Source organism: Luteimonas composti (assembly GCF_042678665.1).
In the GTDB taxonomy this organism is placed as follows: domain Bacteria; phylum Pseudomonadota; class Gammaproteobacteria; order Xanthomonadales; family Xanthomonadaceae; genus Luteimonas; species Luteimonas composti.
The window spans coordinates 52,802-70,052 of the sequence record NZ_JBHTKU010000001.1 but is presented as its reverse complement, the minus strand read 5'-3'; the positions used below and the strand labels follow the sequence as shown (position 1 = coordinate 70,052).

The following is a 17,251-nucleotide window of genomic DNA, read 5'->3' as shown; positions in this document are numbered from 1 at the left end:
CTGGCCCCGCACGAATATTTTGTCGCGACGTCGCTCCGCCTCTGCCTTTCCAAGACGACGCGGAATGTATCCACGCGGGTACGGGTGCCCGTTGGCCGCAGGCCGACGCCGGGGGACATTCGTACCCAGGGGTACCCGTACCCAGCGCCGCGCACACCCTGCTGTTGCACTTCGGCGTTTCCGAATCCTGCAACATCCTGCGCCCCCCCTCGCATGCCAGCGGCGCCGTAAACGTGCGTTAATCCGGGGCAGCAGCACTCCACCGCATGACCGTCCCGTCCTTGCGGTCCGGTCGCGGTCCCGGACGGTCCGCTCCGTAAGGCTCTCCGCTGCCGGGCAGGATGCCGAGATAGCGATGCGTCTTCATCGACAGCAGCATGAACTCGCCGCGCAGCAGGTCCTGCCACATGAAGCGGCTGTCGACCGGATGCTCGGGCAGCAGGCGCACGTCGGCGGACAGGCCGATGCCGACGACGGTGAGGAATCCGCTGCCGTCTAGCGCCTCCAGCGCAACCTGCCCCGCCCCGCGGTCGTGCACGCGGAAGCGCGCGGCTGCGGTTCTTGCCGGTTCCGAATCGGCCTGCACCGGATGCAGCACGCCGAGCGCGTGCACCGCGGCCACGCTGCCATCACCCAGGTTGGATACGGTCACCGACTGGCCGTAGGGGACGTTGCGCGAACGGTCGGCCAGGGGTTCGACCAGGTCGAAGCCGTCGAAATCGGCGTGGCCGCCCTCGCGTCCCTCCTGGTTGAAGGCGAACAGCGCGTAGCGCGTGCCCTGGAAGGTCTTGAGCTGGTACGGCAGCCGTACCGGTTCGCCGATGTCCTGGAACGTCCGGCCATCGGCGCTCCAGGCGAACCGCGCCAGGTCCTGGTCATGGTCGCCGCGCACGCGCAGGTGGATCCGGCTGGCCGGCAGCGGCACATCGACGTGGTCTTCGCCCGCCTGCGAGTACCAGCGCAACGCCCGGGTTTCGCCCGACTGCACCACCGCCAGCCACGCGGCCGGCATGTTGAGCAGCCCGAGTCCAGCAACGTCGCCCGGGCGCAGCCCGCCGGCGTCCAGCACGACCGTGGCGGTGGCCTCGGGCCCCACCACGCGCTGCGTCAGCGTGTTGCGCGCATGCAGGAAACCCGCGGCCGGCAGCGCATGCAGGCGCAGGTGGCCGGGGCGCTGGCGCAGTGACCACCTGCCCTCTTCCGGCTCATGGTTCCACTGCCATACCGGCTGCAGCGCAGGCGCGGCGAAATCGTCGCTGCGCACGTACGGCGCGTGCGGCTGCACCTGCGCATCGACCTGCGGCTTGCGCCAGGTGCGCGGCGAGCGGCCGAGGTTCCCGGGCAGGCCGAAATAAGGCCAACCCTCATGCCAGGTCACCGGCGAGAGGAAGGTGGTGCGGCCGATGGACTTGAGATCCATCATCGAGAAACCCCACCACTCGCCGCCCGCCGTCCGCACGATGCCGCCCTGGTGCAGCGGCACCGCGCCCAGCTCGTTGTCCCCAGGCTTGTGCGCGGAGAAACCGGAGGCGTCGGTCGGAATCGGCGAACGCTGGCCGACGCCGTTCTCCCACCAGCCACGCTGGAACCCCATGGTTTCGCTGGCGCTGATCGCGACCGTTTCCCACGGCCCGTCCAGCCGCTCTGCGCGCGCGGCCTGCATGCGGCCGACCGGCGCGTAGTTGGCGCTGATGATGTAGTAGCGCCCATCGATCCTGTAGAAGTGGTGCCCCTCTCCCATGCCGTTGCCGGCCGGGATGATCACCCGCTCGCTGCCCTCGACCACGCCGGACAGGTCCGGCTCGAGTTCGACCAGCCGCACCTCGTTGTAGTTGAACACCGCCCACACCCGGCCGTCGTCGTCGAACAGCACCGACAGGTCGTGCAGGTTGCGGTCGATCACCGTGTGCGTCCACGGCCCCGCGGCGTCCTCCGCGGTGAACACGTGCAGCCCGCGCTCGTTGATGTTGGCGAAGATGTGGAAGCGGCCGGCATGGTGGCGCAGCACCGGCGCCCAGATGCCCTGCCCGTACATGTCCTTGCCGTCCTCGAGCCGGTACTCCGGACCCTCGGGGAACGAAGGCATGGCGTAGGAAACGAACTCCCAGTTCACCAGATCGCGGGAGCGCAGCACCGGCAAGCCAGGTACCGCGTGCATGGTGGTGCCGGTCATGTAGAACCAGTCGCCGACGCGGATCAGGTCCGGGTCCGAGAACTCGTCGTAGAAGATCGGATTGGTGTAGGTGCCGTTGCCGTTGTCGGCCGACCAGGTGGCCGGCGCGGCGCTGGCGGAAGCGCCGCCCGCCAGCAGTGACAGCAGCAGCCACGCCAGATGGAAAGGTCGCGCGAACACCATCGGTCACCTCCAGGCAGGGCGCGGTACCCGCGCCTTTGCATCAGTCCAGCTGCAGCACGAATCCGCCCGCCGCCGGCAACTCCAGCTCCAGCGGCTCGCCAGGCGCGAACTCCACCCGCCGCTGCGCGAAACCGGGCGCATCATCGCCATCCGCGATCAGCAGGCCGCGCTGCGGGCCGGCGCCCAGCGCTTCGGCCTTCAGCGTCACCTTGCGCGGCCCGGGACCGGCGTTGATTCCGCCCACGTACCAGCGCCCGCCGCCCAGGCGCGCGAACACCGTGTGCCGGCCCGGATATCCATCGAGGAAGCGGCTGTCGTCCCACACTTCCGGCAGACCGGACAGGAAGCCGCGTACATACTCCGGCACCTGATCCATCCCCTCGGCGGTCTCGGCGTAATGCTGGATCCCGGAGACGAACAGTACCGACTGCGCCAGCTCGAACGCCGGGCTGGTGCGACGCTGGACGCGGTCGTTGAGCTTGACCATCGCCAGCGGGGTGAAGTCCATCGGGTCGAACACGTTGCGCGTGAAGGGCAGCGTTGCCGCGTGCACGGGCATGCGGTCGGCGTTGGGCTGTTCGAAGGTGGCGAACTCGAGCCCGCGCACCGCCTCCACCGTCTGCAGGTGCGGCCAGGTGCGCTGCCAGCCGCGCGGCAGGGTGGCGCCGTGGAAGTTCATCTGGAAGCCATAGGGCGCGGCGTCGGCCAGCAGGTCCAGGTAGTAGGCGATCATCGACGAGCCGTCGCCGCCGAAGAAATCGACCTTCAGCCCGGCCACGCCCATGGCCTTGAGCTTGTCGAATTCGCGCAGGCGGCTGGCCTGGTCCAACAGCCTGCCCCGCGGCGTCTGCGGCGCGTCGTTCCAGTCGCCGGCCGAGTTGTACCAGACCAGCACCGAGACATCCTGGCCGCGTGCGTACGCGACCAGCTCGCGTAACCTGTCCTCGCCGATCTGCGTGTCCCACAGCCCGTCGACCAAGGTGTAGCGCCAGCCCATTCGCGCGGCGTAGTCGACGAACCGCCGCTGCACCTCGAACACGGTGTGCTCGTCGCCCAGCAGCGGCCAGCTCCACGACGCCTTGCCGGGGATCGACGGCGCCGGCACCGCCGGCGGATCGGCCAGGTCGGTGCCGAGGCTGGAATCGACCACCGTGGCCAGGTCGCCGACCGCGACGATGCGCCATGGCGAACGCCAGGGAAACGCCTCGATCCACGGCAGCGCCGCGCCACCCGGCAGCGCCTCGCGTTCATCCGGGAAGCCCACCAGGTATTCGCCCGCGGTCGCGCCATCGAGCAGGCGGCTGCCGGCATCGCCACGGCGCAGGCTGCCCTCGCTCAGCAGGATCCAGTCTTCGCCGGCGCGGAACAGCGCCGGGAACGCCCAGCCGTGCCCCATCGGCGTGGGGGTGCCGACCGGCACGTCCTGCAGGTAGTCCTCCTCGTACGAAGGATTGGTGCGCGCGAAGCCGGTCTTGGGCTCGGCCAGCGGCTGCAGCCAGCCATGGGCAGCGGACGGCAGGCGGAAGGTCGCCGCGTCCCGCGTCCAGGTGTCCAGCCCCGGCACCGGGCGCTCGAGTTCGTACCGGAACGCCGCACCGTCGTTCGACACCTGCCAGGCCACGGACAGTTCGTGCCCGCGCGCGTCCTGCCAGCGCAGCACGCGGCGATTGGCGCGATACGCGTTGTGCCGGCGCTTGCCGGACAACAGTTCGTAGTCGTCCGCCACCGGTCGCACCGCATCGGCCCCGGCGTAGGACAGACCGCGCGCCAGGTCCACGCCCTCGCCGACCATGCCCAGCGGCGAAGACGCGATCACCTCGCGGCCGTCGCGCAGCAGCCGCCAGTTGGGCCGACCGGCGTCGTCCAGCGCCATCTCCACGCGCAGGCGGCCGTCGGGGCTCGCGACATCGGCCAGCGCAGGCGACCCGGCCGCCTGCAGCGGCAGCCACGCCACCAGCAGTCCCAGCGCGACCAGCATGCAGACGGCCCGCGCACGCGAGATCCGCTCAGCCATGCCCGCCGCCGCCCGCGGGGCCCCGAGCCAGCAACCGCTGCAGCAGGCAGAACGCCAGCAGCAGCACGCCGATGGCGATGCGCGTCCACCACGAGCTCAGGGCGCCGTCGAACACGATCAGGGTCTGGATCAGGCCGAGCACCAGCACGCCGAACACCGTGCCGAGCACGTAGCCGCTGCCGCCGGCCAGCAGGGTGCCGCCGATCACTACCGCGGCGATCGCATCCAGCTCCAGGCCCATCGCATGCAGGCTGTAGCCGCTGAGCATGTAGAACGTGTACACCACGCCACCCAGCGCCGAGCAGAACCCGCTCAGCGCGTAGACCTGGACGAGGGTGCGGTCCACCGGCAGGCCCATCAATCGCGCCGAAGCCTCGCTGCCGCCGATCGCGTACACGCTGCGGCCGAACCGGCTCCTGCCCGCCAGCAGCGCTCCTGCCACCACCACGACCAGCGCGATCAGCGCGCCCGCCGACAGCGAAGCGCCGCCACCGACCGGGACGCGCAGGCTGGCGATGGCGACATGGAAGGCGTGGTCGATGCCGATCGACTCCACGCTCACCAGCGTGGCCGCGCCGCGCGCCAGGAACATGCCCGCCAGCGTGACCACGAACGGCTGCAGCCGGTAGCGCTGGATCAGCACGCCCATGAGCGCGCCGAACGCGGTGCCCAGCGCCAGCACCACGCCGATCGCCGGCAGCGGGTGCCAGCCGTGCCGCTGCACCAGGCTGGCCAGCAGCACCGTGCTGAAGGCGACCACCGCCCCGACCGACAGGTCGATGCCGCCGGTCAGGATCACGAAGGTCATGCCGACCGCGACCACCAGCAGGAAGCCGTTGTCGATGAACAGGTTGAGGAACACCTGCGGGCGCAGGAAGCCGTCGTAGAGCGCGCCGCCGGCGAACGACATGCCGGCGAACAGGGCGATGGTCACCGCCAGCGAGACCAGCCGCGGATCGCGCCGCAGGCGCGCCAGCCCGCCCGGGCCCAGCATCGTGCGCAGCGGCACCGCGCTCATGCCGCACCTCCCGCCGGCCGCGTCACCAGGGCGCGCAGCTGCCGCCGGAAGTCGGGCGACTGCAGCAGCAGCACCGCCAGCACCAGCAGCGCCTTGACCACCAGGTTGACCTGCGGTGGCACGCCGATGGCGTAGATCGTGGTGGTCAGGGTCTGGATGATCAGCGCGCCCACCAGGCTGCCGGCCAGGCTGAAGCGGCCGCCGGCCAGCGCGGTGCCGCCCAGGGCCACGGCGAGGATCGCATCGAGCTCCAGCAGCTGGCCGGCATTGTTGGCATCGGCGCTGGCGACGTTGGAGCTGACCAGCAGCCCCGCCAGGCCCGCGCAGAAGCCGCTGAACACGTACAGCCACAGCGTGATCGCGCGCGCGCGCACCCCGGCCACGTGCGCGGCCAGCGGGTTGTGGCCGATGGCGCGGACGAACAGACCCAGCGCGGTGCGGTCGAGCAGCAGTTTCAGCGCGATGAACAGCGCCGCCACCACGAACAGCGCGAACGGCAGCCCCAGCAGGAATCCGCCGCCCAGGAACGCATACGGCGCGTAGTAGATGGTCAGGATCTGCCCGTCGCTGACCAGCTGCGCGACGCCGCGCCCGGCGACCATCAGGATCAGGGTGGCGATGATCGGCTGCATGCCCACCTTCACCACCAGCAGCCCGTTCCAGACCCCGCACAGGGCGGCGGCGGCGAGCGCGGCGCCGATGGCGGCGAAGAGCGGCAGCAGTCCGGTGCTGCCGCCCGCGGTCATGCGCGTGATGGTCCAGGCCGCGACGGTCGCGGCGATCGCCAGCACCGCGCCCACCGAGATGTCCAGGCCGCGCACGGCGATCACCAGGGTCATGCCCAGCGAGACCAGGATCAGCGGCGCGGCGCGGTTGGCGATGTCGACGAGGTTGCCGTACAGGCGCCCGTCGCGCCATTCCAGCGCGAGGAAACCGGGGTTGAGCAGGCCGTTGCCGACCAGCAGCAGGACCAGTGCGAGCAGTGGCCAGGCCAGCGGGTGCCCGAAGGCACGGCGCAGGAGCGAGGGCGGCGGCAGCGGCGATGCGGTGGACATCAGCCCTGCCCCGCGATCAGTTCGAGCACCTGCCCGCCATCGCTGCCGCCGGGCAATTCGCCGGCCAGGCGCCGCTCGCGCAGCACCGCGATGCGGTCGCCCAGGCGCGTGAGCTCCTCGATCTCGGCGGAAATGAACAGCACCGCCATGCCCTCGCGCGCCAGGCGCACCACCTCGGCCATGATTTCCTGCTTGGCGGCGATGTCGATGCCGCGCGTGGGCTCGTCCAGGATCAGCAGCGACGGCTGCGTCGCCAGCCAGCGCGCCAGCACCACCTTCTGCTGGTTGCCGCCCGACAGCGCACCCACCGGGGTCTCGATGTCGGCGGTGCGGATGCCCAGCAGCTCGACGTAGTGTGACGCCATCCGCGCCTGCTCGGCCGGCGAAAGCGCGCGCCGCCAGCCCCGCCGGGCCTGCAGCGCCAGCGCGATGTTCTCGCGTACCGACAGCCCGGCCACGATGCCCTCGGTCTTGCGTTCCTCCGGACACAGCGCCAGCCCGCGCGCGACGGCGTCGGCCGGATGCTGCAGTTCCACCGCCTCTCCTTCGATGCGCAGTTCGCCGCTGCCCGCCCGATCGAGGCCGAACAGCAGCCGCGCCAGTTCGGTGCGGCCCGCGCCCAGCAGGCCGCCCAGCGCCAGCACCTCGCCGCGGCGCAGCTGCAGGTCGACCGGATGCAGGCTGCCGCGACGACCCAGCCCGCGCGCCTCGACCACGACCTGCGCGTTGCCAGGCGGCGGCGCGGCGGCATCCCGGCCGCCCGCCAGCTCCACCTCGCGCCCGACCATGGCGCGCACCAGCGCGGCCTGCGGCAGCTCGGCCGGCAGGTACTCGCCGACCAGGCGCCCGTTGCGCAGCACGGTGATGCGGTCGGATACCGCATAGACCTGGTCGAGGAAGTGGGTGACGAACAGGATCGCCATGCCGCGTTCGCGCAGCCGCCGCATCACCGCGAACAGCTCGCGCACCTCGCCCTCGTCCAGGCTCGAGGTCGGTTCGTCGAGGATCAGCACCTTCGCCGACACGCCCAGCGCGCGCGCGATCGCCACCATCTGCTGGACCGCGACCGGGCACGACGACAGCGGCCGGTCCACGTCGAGCTCGAGGTGCAGTTCGGCCAGCAGCGCACGCGCGCCCTCGCGCACGCGGCGCCAGTCGATCAGGCCGAAGCGGCGCGGATAGCGCCCGGCATAGAGGTTCTCGGCCACCGACAGGTTCGGGCAGAGGTTGACCTCCTGGTAGACGGTGCTGATGCCCTCGCGCTGCGCGTCCAGGGGCGTGGCCGGGTCGATCCTGCGGCCGTCGAGGGTCACGCTGCCGTCGTCCGGCCGTTCGACGCCGGTGAGCAGCTTGATCAGGGTGGACTTGCCGGCGCCGTTCTGACCCATCAGCGCGTGGATCTCGCCCGCGCGCAGGCACAGGCCGACGCCCTCCAGCGCGCGCGTCGCGCCGAAGCGCTTGTGCAGGCCTTCGGCGCGCAGCACCACGGGATTCAAGCGCAGGCTCCCATGCGTCCCGCGACCGGCCCCGTCGCACGCCCGCACCCTGCCCGCGCGGCCGCGCAGGAGAGCGGGAAGAACCGCGCGTTTGCCGGGACGCGAGCTGCGGACTTCACCTGCGTACTCAGTACTTGCGGTTGGGCAGTTCGGCTTCGGCCTGGTCCTGGGTGAACACACCCTCTTCCACCTGCACCCGCTTCGGCACCTCGCGCCCCGCGTGCACGTCGCGGATCAGCTGCGCCAGCTGTTCGCCCAGCAGCGGATTGCATTCCACCGTGGCGTTGAGCTTGCCCGCCTTCATCGCCTCGAACGCGCCGCGCACGCCGTCGATCGACACGATGCGGATGTCGGTGCCCGGCTTGAGGCCGGCTTCCTCGATGGCCTGGATCGCGCCGATCGCCATGTCGTCGTTGTGCGCGAACAGCACGTCGATGTTGCGCCCCTCGGCCTTGAGGAAGGCTTCCATCACTTCCTTGCCGCGGGCGCGGGTGAAGTCGCCGCTCTGCGAACGCACGATCTGGAAGCGCGCGTCGGCGTCAATGACTTCCTTGAAGCCCTTCATGCGGTCGTTGGCGGGCGCCGAGCCCACGGTGCCCTGCAGCTCGACGATACGGATCGGTCCGTCCTGGCCTTCGCTGTCCTCGACCAGCCAGCGCGCGGCGCGGCGGCCTTCCTCGACGAAGTCCGAGCCGATCAGGGTCGCGTACAGCGAATCGTCCGCGACGTTGACCGCGCGGTCGGTCAGCACCACCGGGATGCCGGCGGCCTTGGCCTCGCGCAGCACCGTGTCCCAGCCGGTTTCGACCACCGGGGAGAACGCGATCACGTCCACGCCCTGGGCGATGAACGAGCGCAGCGCCTTGATCTGGTTTTCCTGTTTCTGCTGCGCGTCTGAAAACTTGAGGTTGAACTCCGGCGGCGCCAGCGCCTCCTTCACCGAGCGCGTGTTGGCCGTGCGCCATTCGCTTTCCGCGCCCACCTGGCTGAAGCCGACGGTGATCGCATCGCCCCCCGCACCGGCGCCCGCGCCGTCGCCGCCGGAACACCCGGCCAGCGCCGCCGCGCAGAACATCGCCGCCACACCCAGAAACTTCCGCATCGCTCCCTCCCGAACGTCGTTGTGTTTGCGCTACCACCAGGCGCCCGCCGCGCTCCCACGGCGCGGCGGCGCGTGGCCGGCCTCAGGCCGAGGTATAGGCGGTCTTGACCGTCGTGTAGAACTCCACCGCGTAGCGGCCCTGCTCGCGCGGACCGTAGCTGGACGCCTTGCGCCCGCCGAAGGGCACGTGCGGGTCCACGCCGGCGGTGGGCAGGTTGACCATCACCATGCCCGCCTGGGCGTGGCGCTTGAAGTGCGTGGCGTACTTGAGCGAGCTGGTGCAGATGCCCGCGCACAGCCCGAACTCGGTGTCGTTGGCCATCGCCAGCGCCTGCTCGTAGTCGTCGGCGCGCAGCACCGCCGCCACCGGCCCGAAGATCTCCTCGCGCGAGATGCGGTCGCCGGGCTTCGCCGCGAACAGGGTCGGCGCCAGGAAGTGGCCCTTGGTCTTCCATTCCACCATGTCGCCGCCGGCGAGCAGTTCGCCGCCGTCGTCGTGGCCGGCCTGGATGTAGGACAGGTTGGTCTTGAGCTGGTCGCCGCTGGCCACCGGGCCGATGTCGACTCCGGCTTCCAGCGGATCGCCGACGCGCACCTTCGCCAGCCGCGCCTGCATACGCGCGACGAACTCGTCGTACACGGCGCTCTCCACGATCAGGCGGCTGGAGGCCGTGCAGCGCTGGCCGGTGGAGAAGAACGCGCCGTTGACCGCGCATTCCACCGCCTTGTCGAGGGCGGCATCGGCCAGCACGACCAGCGGATTCTTGCCGCCCATCTCCATCTGCACCTTGAGCGCGCGCTCTGCGGCCTGCTTGAGCAGCGCGTGGCCGGTGGGCACCGATCCGGTGAAGGTCAGCGCGTCCAGCGACTTGTGGTTCACCAGCGCCTGGCCGACCTCGCGGCCGCTGCCCAGCACCATGTTGAACACGCCCTCGGGCAGGCCGGCACGCGAGAGGATCTCGGCGATCGCCCAGGCGCAGCCCGGCACGATCTCGGCCGGCTTGAACACCACGGTGTTGCCGTAGGCCAGCGCCGGCGCGATCTTCCAGGCCGGGATCGCCAGCGGGAAGTTCCAGGGCGCGATGATGCCGACCGTGCCGACCGGTTCGCGAGTGATCTCCACGTCCACGCCCGGGCGGGTGGAGGCCAGCTTCTCGCCCGGGATGCGCAGCGCCTCGCCGGCGAAGAACTTGAAGATCTGCCCCGCGCGCGCGGCTTCGCCGATGCTCTCGGGCAGGGTCTTGCCCTCCTCGCGCGCCAGCAGCCGGCCGAGCTCTTCCTTGCGGGCGAGGATCTCGCTGCCGACCGCGTCGAGGATGTCGGCGCGCTGCTGCGGATTGGAGACCGACCAGGCCGGCAGCGCCGCCGCGGCCGCGTCCACCGCCTGCGCGGCGCGCTGCGCATCGAGCCGGCCGTAGCTGCCGACCGGCGTCGCCAGGTCGGACGGGTTTTCGTCGGCGTGGTCGCCCGCGCCCTCGACCCACTGGCCGGCGATGTAGCTGCTGAAGCGTTGCTCGGTCACCTCACGTTCTCCTTTCTTGTCCTGGTGTCGCGACCGCCGAAGCGGCCGGACGGTGCGCGGGCGGGGGCGGCGCGCCGACGCCAACCTTACAGCGCGCGCACCCCGCCCGGGGCGAAACCCGCCGCCACGGCCCGCAGCCGGTTGCGCAACGGGGCACCCAGTTCGGGCAGTTCGATCTCGAATTCGTCGCCCGGCTGGGCGCGTACGCCGTCGGCGAAGCTCAACGTCGCCGTGCCGAAGAAATGCAGGTGCACGTCGCCCGGTCGCCGGTGCGCGGCGTACTTGAAATGGTGGTACTCGAGGTTCTCCAGCGAATGGCACATGTTGGCCTCGCCGGTGAGGAAGGGCTTCTCCCAGACCACGGCGCCGTCGCGCCGCAGGCGGCTGGTGCCGCGCAGGTCGCGCGGCAGCGCGCCGGTGCGCAGCTCGGGGCCGACCGCGCAGGCGCGCAGCTTGGAGTGGGCCAGGTAGAGATAGTTCTGGCGCTCGGTGACGTGGTCGGAAAACTCGTTGCCGATCGCGAAACCGAGCCGGTGCGGCGTGCCGTCCGGGCCGATCAGGTAGAGGCCGACCAGTTCGGGCTCCTCGCCGCCATCGAGGGCGAAATCGGGCGATGCCAGTTCCGCGCCGGGCGCGGCGAGGATCCCGCCATCGCCCTTGTAGAACCACTCTGGCTGCGCGCCCGGCTTGCCCGGCGCCGGCATGCCGCCCTCCACGCCCCACTGGAACATGCGCATCGAGTCGGTGAGGCTGCCCTCCTCGGCCTGCTGCTGCAGCTTCTGGTGCATGGCGTCGCGCGCCGCGGCGCTGCCCAGGTGGGTGAGGCCCGTGCCGGTGACCAGGCAGTGGGCTGGATCGGGATGCTGGAGCGGTGGCAGCACCCGGCCGGCGGCCAGCAGCGCCGGATAGTCCAGGCGGGTCGCGCCCGGGGTCGCCTCGGCCTCGTCGGCCAGGCTGCGCCCGGTGGCGATGGCCACGCTGGCCAGCGCGTAGGTGCCGTCCAGCCCGTCGAGCAGGCGCACCTGCGCGCCGTCGGGCGAGACCACACCCACGCGGACGTCGCCCGCGTCGTCTTGCAGCTGGATCAGTCGCATCGGCGCAGTCCGTCCTGACTTGAGTGCCAGCCGCCGATTCTGCCGGGTCGACGGATATGCATCCAATTCATTCGTTCGAGAAATCGATACCCATTAGCGTATATCGCAATCCGCTGCGGGTCAGTCGTCGAACGGGTCCACCACCTGGCGCTGGCCCAGCATGAACGCATCCGCCACATGGCGCAGCGGCGCCAGGTCCACGTCCGAGGCGCCGCTGCGCACCAGCCCGGCGAAGCGCCGGTACAGCATCGGGTACTCCTGCTCGGGCTCGCTGTGCACCACCCGCCCGTCCACCGACAGCGTGGCCCCGCCCTCGGCCAGCAGCATCGTGCCGGCGTCGGTGGAGGCCTCGATGTCCCAGCTCTGGCGGCCGGTCTGGCGCCAGTCGAACTCGGCGGCCAGGTCCAGCCCCCCGGCGTCGGAGAACCGGATCGAGGCGGCGATCGGTGCCTGGCGGTTGGCGGGGAACTCCAGCGTCGCCGCGGTGGCGAACACCGGCCGCGGCAGGATCCGGGTGACGATGGACAGCGCGTTGATGCCCGGGTCGAACACGCCCAGGCCACCGGGCTGCCAGATCCAGTCCTGGTTGGGGTGCCACTGGCGCACGTCTTCCTTCCAGGTCACCCGCATGCGCTGGATCCGGGTACCGGCCAGGAACGCGCGCGCGGCCTCCACCGCCGGGGCGTAGCGCGAATGCCAGCTGGCGAACAGCGACACGCCCTGCGCCGCGGCGCGCGCCGCCAGGTCCTCGACCTCCGACAGCGTGGCTCCCGGCGGCTTTTCCAGGAACACATGCTTGCCGGCGTCGATCGCCTGCACCGCCGCCGCGTAGCGGTACTGCGGCGGCATGCACAGCGAGACCGCGTCGATCGACGGCACCGCGGCGAGCATCGTGCCGATGCTGTCGAAGTTGTCGATACCCTCGACGCGGCCGTTGCGGCTGGCCGCCGCGACCAGGCGGAAGTCGCCGTCGGCAGCGACGGCGGGCAGGTGCTGGTCGCGCACGATCTTGCCCACGCCGACGATCGCCAGGTTGATGCTTGCCACGGGTGCTCTCTCCATGAAATATCTGTGTCGGCGCGGCATGCGGCGCCGCGGGTTCGTCCCTGCCGTACGCCGGCAGGCGGTTGGCGTCAGGTTAGCCCCAGCACCGCGGCCACTTCGGCCCAGTCGCGATCGCGTCCCGGACAGGCGAAGCGGTAGCTGATTTCGCGCCGGTATGGCGTCCCTGGGCGCAGGATCGCGCTCGGGAACGCCGGCTGGTTGGGTGCGTCGGGATAGTCCTGCGGCTCCAGGCACAGTCCGTCGCCCAGGCCCGGATGCTGGCGCGGCAGGGCCTGCCCGCCGTAGAGCTGCACGGCCGGCGCGTCGCAGTCGATGCGCATGGCCACGCCGCTGTGCGGCGAATACAGCGCCGCGACGTGCGTGCGCCCGGCCTCGAGCACCAGGCAGTGGTCGTAGCCCCCGGCGATGGCGATCTGCGGATCGTCCGCATCCATCCGCGCCTGCAGCGGGGCCGCCTCGCGGAAGTCGAACGACGTGCCCGCCACCGGCTGCACATGCCCCAGCGGAATCAGGTCCGGCGCCACCGGCAGCACGCCGGTGGCCGGCACCTGCAGCAGCTGGCGGCCGGCAGGCACGCCGCGATCGCCCGCGAGGTTGAAATAGGGATGGTGGGTCGGGTTGAAGGGCGTGGCGGCGTCGACCGAGGCCTCGAACACCAGCCGCAATGCATCGCCGTCGACCCGGTAGCGCGCGGTGACATCGAGATTGCCCGGATACCCTTCCTCGCCCGCCGGCGAACGGTAATGCAGCGCCAGCGCATCGGCGCGATGTTCGACGACCCGCCAGATCCGCCGCCCGAAGCCGAGCATGCCGCCATGCAGGTGGTTGCGGCCTTCGTTGGCGGCCAGCACGTGCGCCTGCCCGTCGAGGCTGAAGCGCGCGCCGCCGATGCGGTTGCCGTAGCGGCCGACCAGGATGCCGAGGAAAGCGGGATCGTCGTAGTAGGCCTGCGCGTGCGGCAGTCCCAGCACCGCATCCACCGGTCCGCCGGCGCCGGGAACGCGCAGCCGCGCGAGGATGCCGCCGAGGTCGAGGATCTCGGCGTGGAGGCCGTCCTCCTCGCCGATGCAGTGCGCGCGCACGACGCGCCCATCGGCAAGACTGCCGAACGATCGGATCCTGTCCACAACTCTCCCGGGTTCAAGGCGTCTGCCGTGGCGCCGCAGCATAGGGGCCGGCGCCGACGCGCAGCCATCCCGCTTCAGGAATCACTTTTTGCGGGATTGGAATGGCAGCGGTTCGATACGCGAACCCGTATCGATTGGCTTGTTAAATTCATTAGAAGGTTATCGAAGCCCCGCCTATTCTCGGTCCGCATCGCAAAAGGCGAGGCCGTACAAGCGCCGCGATGCATCGGCCGCCGCAGACAGCCAGCGGCCCTACAACTCGGGTTGATCGCGTCCATTCGTAGACCGGGAGGGGTTGAAAGTGACGACGCATACAGCAGTCGGCGTGCGCGCACGCCATGCACCGCCCCCATTTCCTGTCCAACGCCTCCTGCCGCCCGGTTCGCGGCAGCCGGTCGACGACCGCACTCGCCCATCCCACGGCTTTCCGCACCCGGGATGACACCGCATGACCGGTGTCTTCCCGGATACCGCAAGGTCCGTTCCGGCGCGAGGCCGGGCGAACACGAACGACACAGAGGCCTGCCCATGACCCGCACGTCCCGCCCCCTCGCGTCGCGCCAGCCGCGCCGCGCCGCGCTTCCCGCCGCCCTGCTGCTGGCGCTCGCCGCGCTGCCCGCCGCCGCACAGCAAGCCCCCTGCCCCACCCCGGCCGACCCCGACGCAACCTGCGCCGCGGCCGCCGGCAGCGCCGATGCGACCGAACTCGATCGCATCGAAGTGCGCGGCCTGCGCGCGAGCCTGATCGATGCCCTGCAGATCAAGCAGGGCTCGATGCAGATCGTCGACGCCATCGTGGCCGAAGACATCGGCAAGTTCCCCGACAACAACCTCGTCGAGGCGCTGCAGCGCGTCACCGGCGTGCAGACCACCGACCGCGGGGGCGGCGAGGTGTCCACGGTGTCCATCCGCGGCCTCAACGACGTCACCACCACCATCAATGGCCGCAACATCTTCACCGCGTCCGGCCGCTCGGTGGCGCTGGCCGACATCCCGGCCAGCCTGCTGTCGAGCGTGGAAATCTACAAGACGCGTTCTGCCAGCCTGATCGAGACCGGCATCGCCGGCCAGATCGACATCCACACCCACCGCCCCTTCGATTTCGACGGTGCCACCGCGGTCGTGGCCGCCCGCAGCATCCACCAGGAGCAGAACGGCGAGACCGATCCCAACCTCAGCGCACTGGTGGCGAACACCTGGGAGGTCGGGGGCGGTCGTTTCGGCGCATTGGCCAACGTCTCCTACGCCGTGACCCACTATCGCGACCAGAGCGTGACCGCGGGCGCGATGGTGCCCTTCTTCACCGAGGACGCCCCGGCGGGCTTCGTGCCCTTCGAGCGCATCCCGACCGTCATCGACGGCCAGGAGGTCTGGCAGCCGGGCCTCGAGGCCGGCCTGCCCTTCAGCCCCGGCTCCACCGTACCGATACGCGGCCAGCAGTACGAATACATCCTTTCGCGCGACGCGATCTTCGCCAGCGACCTGGCCGGCAAGCGCGAACGGCCCGCCGCGAGCGTCTCGCTGCAGTGGGCGCCCGACGACTCGTCCGAGTACGTGTTCGAAACGTTCTACAACGGCTACCGCGACGAGCGTTTCAATTCGCTGTTGTTCTCCTTCGTCGACTGGTGGGGTGCGCTGGGCCCCGACGCGGCCGAGAACATCCAGCTGTATCCCGGCACCAACGTCGTGCGTTCGCGCGCCGGCGTCGGCGCTCCCTACAATTTCACCAGCGGCGACCTGCTGACCGGCCGCACCGACAGCTGGCTCTATGCCCTGGGCGGGCGCTGGGACGTAGGCGAGCGACTGAAGCTGCGCTCGGAGCTGACCTACCAGGAAAGCGAATACGACGAGGACTTCTTCGCCATGCGCGCCGACCGCGTCACCCATGCGGTCTGGGCCGATTTCAACAGCGGTGGCGGCAAGCCCGCGTTCGGCTTCGACGACAACCCGGCCACGCCGGACGTCGACGAGAGCGACCCGGCCGATCCGGCGCAGTGGAACCTCGCCGAGCTCTACGACAATGCGCTGTACCGGCGCGGCGACGCGGTCACGTTCACCTTCGACGGCGATTACGCCGCCGAATGGGGGCCGGTCCACAAGCTCGCCTTCGGCCTGCGGCACGACGACCGCAGCGCCAGCGAGGGCCACCGCACCTCCGCCCCCGCGCTGTGCGACCGCAGCCTGCCGGCTTGCTCGCTGGTGGGCAACGGCAACCTGCAGTCGGTCAACCGCGGCTTCTTCGACGGCGAGTCCGACGTTCCGTCCTCGTGGGTGGTCGCCAATGGCCACCACATCCGCGACAACGCCGACGCCTACCGGGCGCTCTACGGACTGCCCCTCGGCGCGCAGCTGTCCATGGCGGAGGACTTCCGCGTGGAGGAGGCCACCACCGCAGCGTATGTCCAGGGCGACTTCGCCTTCGACCTCGGCGAGCAGACGCTCGACGGCCAGGTCGGGCTGCGCTACGTGAATGTCGACACCGACATGGTCTTCGGCGAGGGCAGCGCCTCGGCCAGCGCATCCAAGCTGCTGCCCAGCCTGATGCTGCGCTACGCCTTCACCCCCGGCCTGATGCTGCGGGCGGCCTACGGCGAGACCCTGCGCCGTCCGGCATTCAACCAGCTCAATCCCAACATCATCTACGTCGAGGACGTCACCAATATCGGGTACGGCACCGCCACCGGCGGCAATCCCGGCCTGGAGCCGACCGAGTCGAAGAACTACGACCTCGGCCTGGAGTGGTATTTCCAGCCGGGCAGCGCCGTCTACGCCACCCTGTTCCGCCGCGAGATCGAGGGCATGGTCACCGACTTCCGCCGACGGGTGACCTTCGAGAACTACGACTACATCCTCACCCAGCCCGACAACGCCTCCAGCGGCGAGCTCGAGGGCGTGGAACTGGGCGTGGTCTGGTTCCCCGCGAACCTGCCCGGGCTGCTGCAGGGCCTCGGCGTGCAGGCCAGCTACACCGCGCTCGACTCCAGCCAGGACATCCCGGTGACCAACACCGCGGGCGAGGTCGTGGACACGGTGACCACGCCGATGTTCGGCATCTCCGACAGCTCCTACAGCGTCGTGCTCGCCTACGAGCGCAGCCGCTTCGGCGCCCGCCTGTCGTACGTCTGGCGCGACGACTTCCTGCACCACTACGAGGCCGCGCAGTTCGCCAATCCGCTGGGCGTGTATTTCAATGCGGAGAAGAGCCTGGACTTCCAGCTCAGCTACGATGCCAGCGAGAACCTGTCGCTGACCTTCGACGCCACCAACCTCACCAACGAGCTGTACCAGAGCTACTACCAGTACCCGGCCACGCACAATTTCGGCTCCGCGCTGTACAGCCGGACGTTCGCGGTCGGCATGCGCTACCGTTTCTGATCCCGGCCGCCGCGGCGACCGCCCGGC

The 17,251-nt window shown here is 70.5% G+C and carries 11 protein-coding genes; 1 reads left to right on the top strand and 10 read right to left on the bottom strand.

Annotation, left to right across the window (positions count from 1 at the left end):
- Positions 1–238 precede the first annotated feature (238 nt).
- The 10 genes from ACFQ2D_RS00305 to ACFQ2D_RS00260 form a co-directional block, all read right to left on the bottom strand.
- On the bottom strand, positions 239–2,356 hold the full coding sequence (locus tag ACFQ2D_RS00305) for a glycoside hydrolase family 43 protein (RefSeq protein ID WP_280941220.1): 2,118 nt from the start codon (positions 2,354–2,356) through the stop codon (positions 239–241).
- Positions 2,357–2,396: 40 nt separating this feature from the next.
- Positions 2,397–4,370: a glycoside hydrolase family 97 protein gene (locus tag ACFQ2D_RS00300; protein WP_280941221.1), complete on the bottom strand. Its 1,974-nt coding sequence runs from the start codon at positions 4,368–4,370 to the stop codon at positions 2,397–2,399.
- On the bottom strand, positions 4,363–5,388 hold the full coding sequence (gene yjfF, locus ACFQ2D_RS00295; RefSeq protein ID WP_386795501.1) for a galactofuranose ABC transporter, permease protein YjfF: 1,026 nt from the start codon (positions 5,386–5,388) through the stop codon (positions 4,363–4,365). Before yjfF ends, ACFQ2D_RS00300 begins: the two co-directional genes overlap by 8 nt.
- Positions 5,385–6,443, bottom strand: coding sequence for an ABC transporter permease (locus ACFQ2D_RS00290; protein ID WP_280941222.1), 1,059 nt, complete (start codon positions 6,441–6,443; stop codon positions 5,385–5,387). The genes yjfF and ACFQ2D_RS00290 overlap by 4 nt, the downstream gene beginning before the upstream one ends.
- Positions 6,443–7,930: a sugar ABC transporter ATP-binding protein gene (locus tag ACFQ2D_RS00285; RefSeq protein ID WP_280941277.1), complete on the bottom strand. Its 1,488-nt coding sequence runs from the start codon at positions 7,928–7,930 to the stop codon at positions 6,443–6,445. Before ACFQ2D_RS00285 ends, ACFQ2D_RS00290 begins: the two co-directional genes overlap by 1 nt.
- A 136-nt stretch (positions 7,931–8,066) precedes the next feature.
- Complete coding sequence (locus ACFQ2D_RS00280; protein WP_280941223.1) at positions 8,067–9,041, bottom strand: ABC transporter substrate-binding protein; 975 nt, start codon at positions 9,039–9,041, stop codon at positions 8,067–8,069.
- Between the two features lie 82 nt (positions 9,042–9,123).
- Positions 9,124–10,563, bottom strand: coding sequence for an aldehyde dehydrogenase family protein (locus tag ACFQ2D_RS00275; protein ID WP_280941224.1), 1,440 nt, complete (start codon positions 10,561–10,563; stop codon positions 9,124–9,126).
- 86 nt (positions 10,564–10,649) lie between these two features.
- Positions 10,650–11,657, bottom strand: coding sequence for an AraD1 family protein (gene araD1 / locus ACFQ2D_RS00270; RefSeq protein ID WP_280941225.1), 1,008 nt, complete (start codon positions 11,655–11,657; stop codon positions 10,650–10,652).
- A gap of 120 nt (positions 11,658–11,777) precedes the next feature.
- A complete protein-coding gene (locus tag ACFQ2D_RS00265) occupies positions 11,778–12,719 on the bottom strand; it encodes a Gfo/Idh/MocA family protein (RefSeq protein WP_280941226.1) in 942 nt (313 codons plus the stop codon).
- A gap of 71 nt (positions 12,720–12,790) precedes the next feature.
- The gene (locus tag ACFQ2D_RS00260) at positions 12,791–13,840 is read right to left on the bottom strand and encodes an aldose epimerase family protein (RefSeq protein ID WP_449280310.1); all 1,050 of its coding nucleotides are present in this window, start codon (positions 13,838–13,840) and stop codon (positions 12,791–12,793) included.
- 537 nt (positions 13,841–14,377) lie between these two features.
- On the opposite strand from ACFQ2D_RS00260, the gene ACFQ2D_RS00255 reads away from it, so the two are divergent.
- A complete protein-coding gene (locus tag ACFQ2D_RS00255; protein WP_280941228.1) occupies positions 14,378–17,224 on the top strand; it encodes a TonB-dependent receptor in 2,847 nt (948 codons plus the stop codon).
- The last annotated feature ends 27 nt before the right edge of the window (positions 17,225–17,251 follow it).

What these genes read in the sequence shown, in the direction of transcription:
- ACFQ2D_RS00305 (WP_280941220.1), bottom strand. Translation starts at nt 2,356, where the DNA reads ATGGTGTTCGCGCGACCTTTCCATCTGGCGTGGCTGCTGCTGTCACTG.
- ACFQ2D_RS00300 (WP_280941221.1), bottom strand. Translation starts at nt 4,370, where the DNA reads ATGGCTGAGCGGATCTCGCGTGCGCGGGCCGTCTGCATGCTGGTCGCG.
- yjfF (WP_386795501.1), bottom strand. Translation starts at nt 5,388, where the DNA reads ATGAGCGCGGTGCCGCTGCGCACGATGCTGGGCCCGGGCGGGCTGGCG.
- ACFQ2D_RS00290 (WP_280941222.1), bottom strand. Translation starts at nt 6,443, where the DNA reads ATGTCCACCGCATCGCCGCTGCCGCCGCCCTCGCTCCTGCGCCGTGCC.
- ACFQ2D_RS00280 (WP_280941223.1), bottom strand. Translation starts at nt 9,041, where the DNA reads ATGCGGAAGTTTCTGGGTGTGGCGGCGATGTTCTGCGCGGCGGCGCTG.
- araD1 (WP_280941225.1), bottom strand. Translation starts at nt 11,657, where the DNA reads ATGCGACTGATCCAGCTGCAAGACGACGCGGGCGACGTCCGCGTGGGT.
- ACFQ2D_RS00265 (WP_280941226.1), bottom strand. Translation starts at nt 12,719, where the DNA reads ATGGAGAGAGCACCCGTGGCAAGCATCAACCTGGCGATCGTCGGCGTG.
- ACFQ2D_RS00255 (WP_280941228.1), top strand. Translation starts at nt 14,378, where the DNA reads ATGACCCGCACGTCCCGCCCCCTCGCGTCGCGCCAGCCGCGCCGCGCC.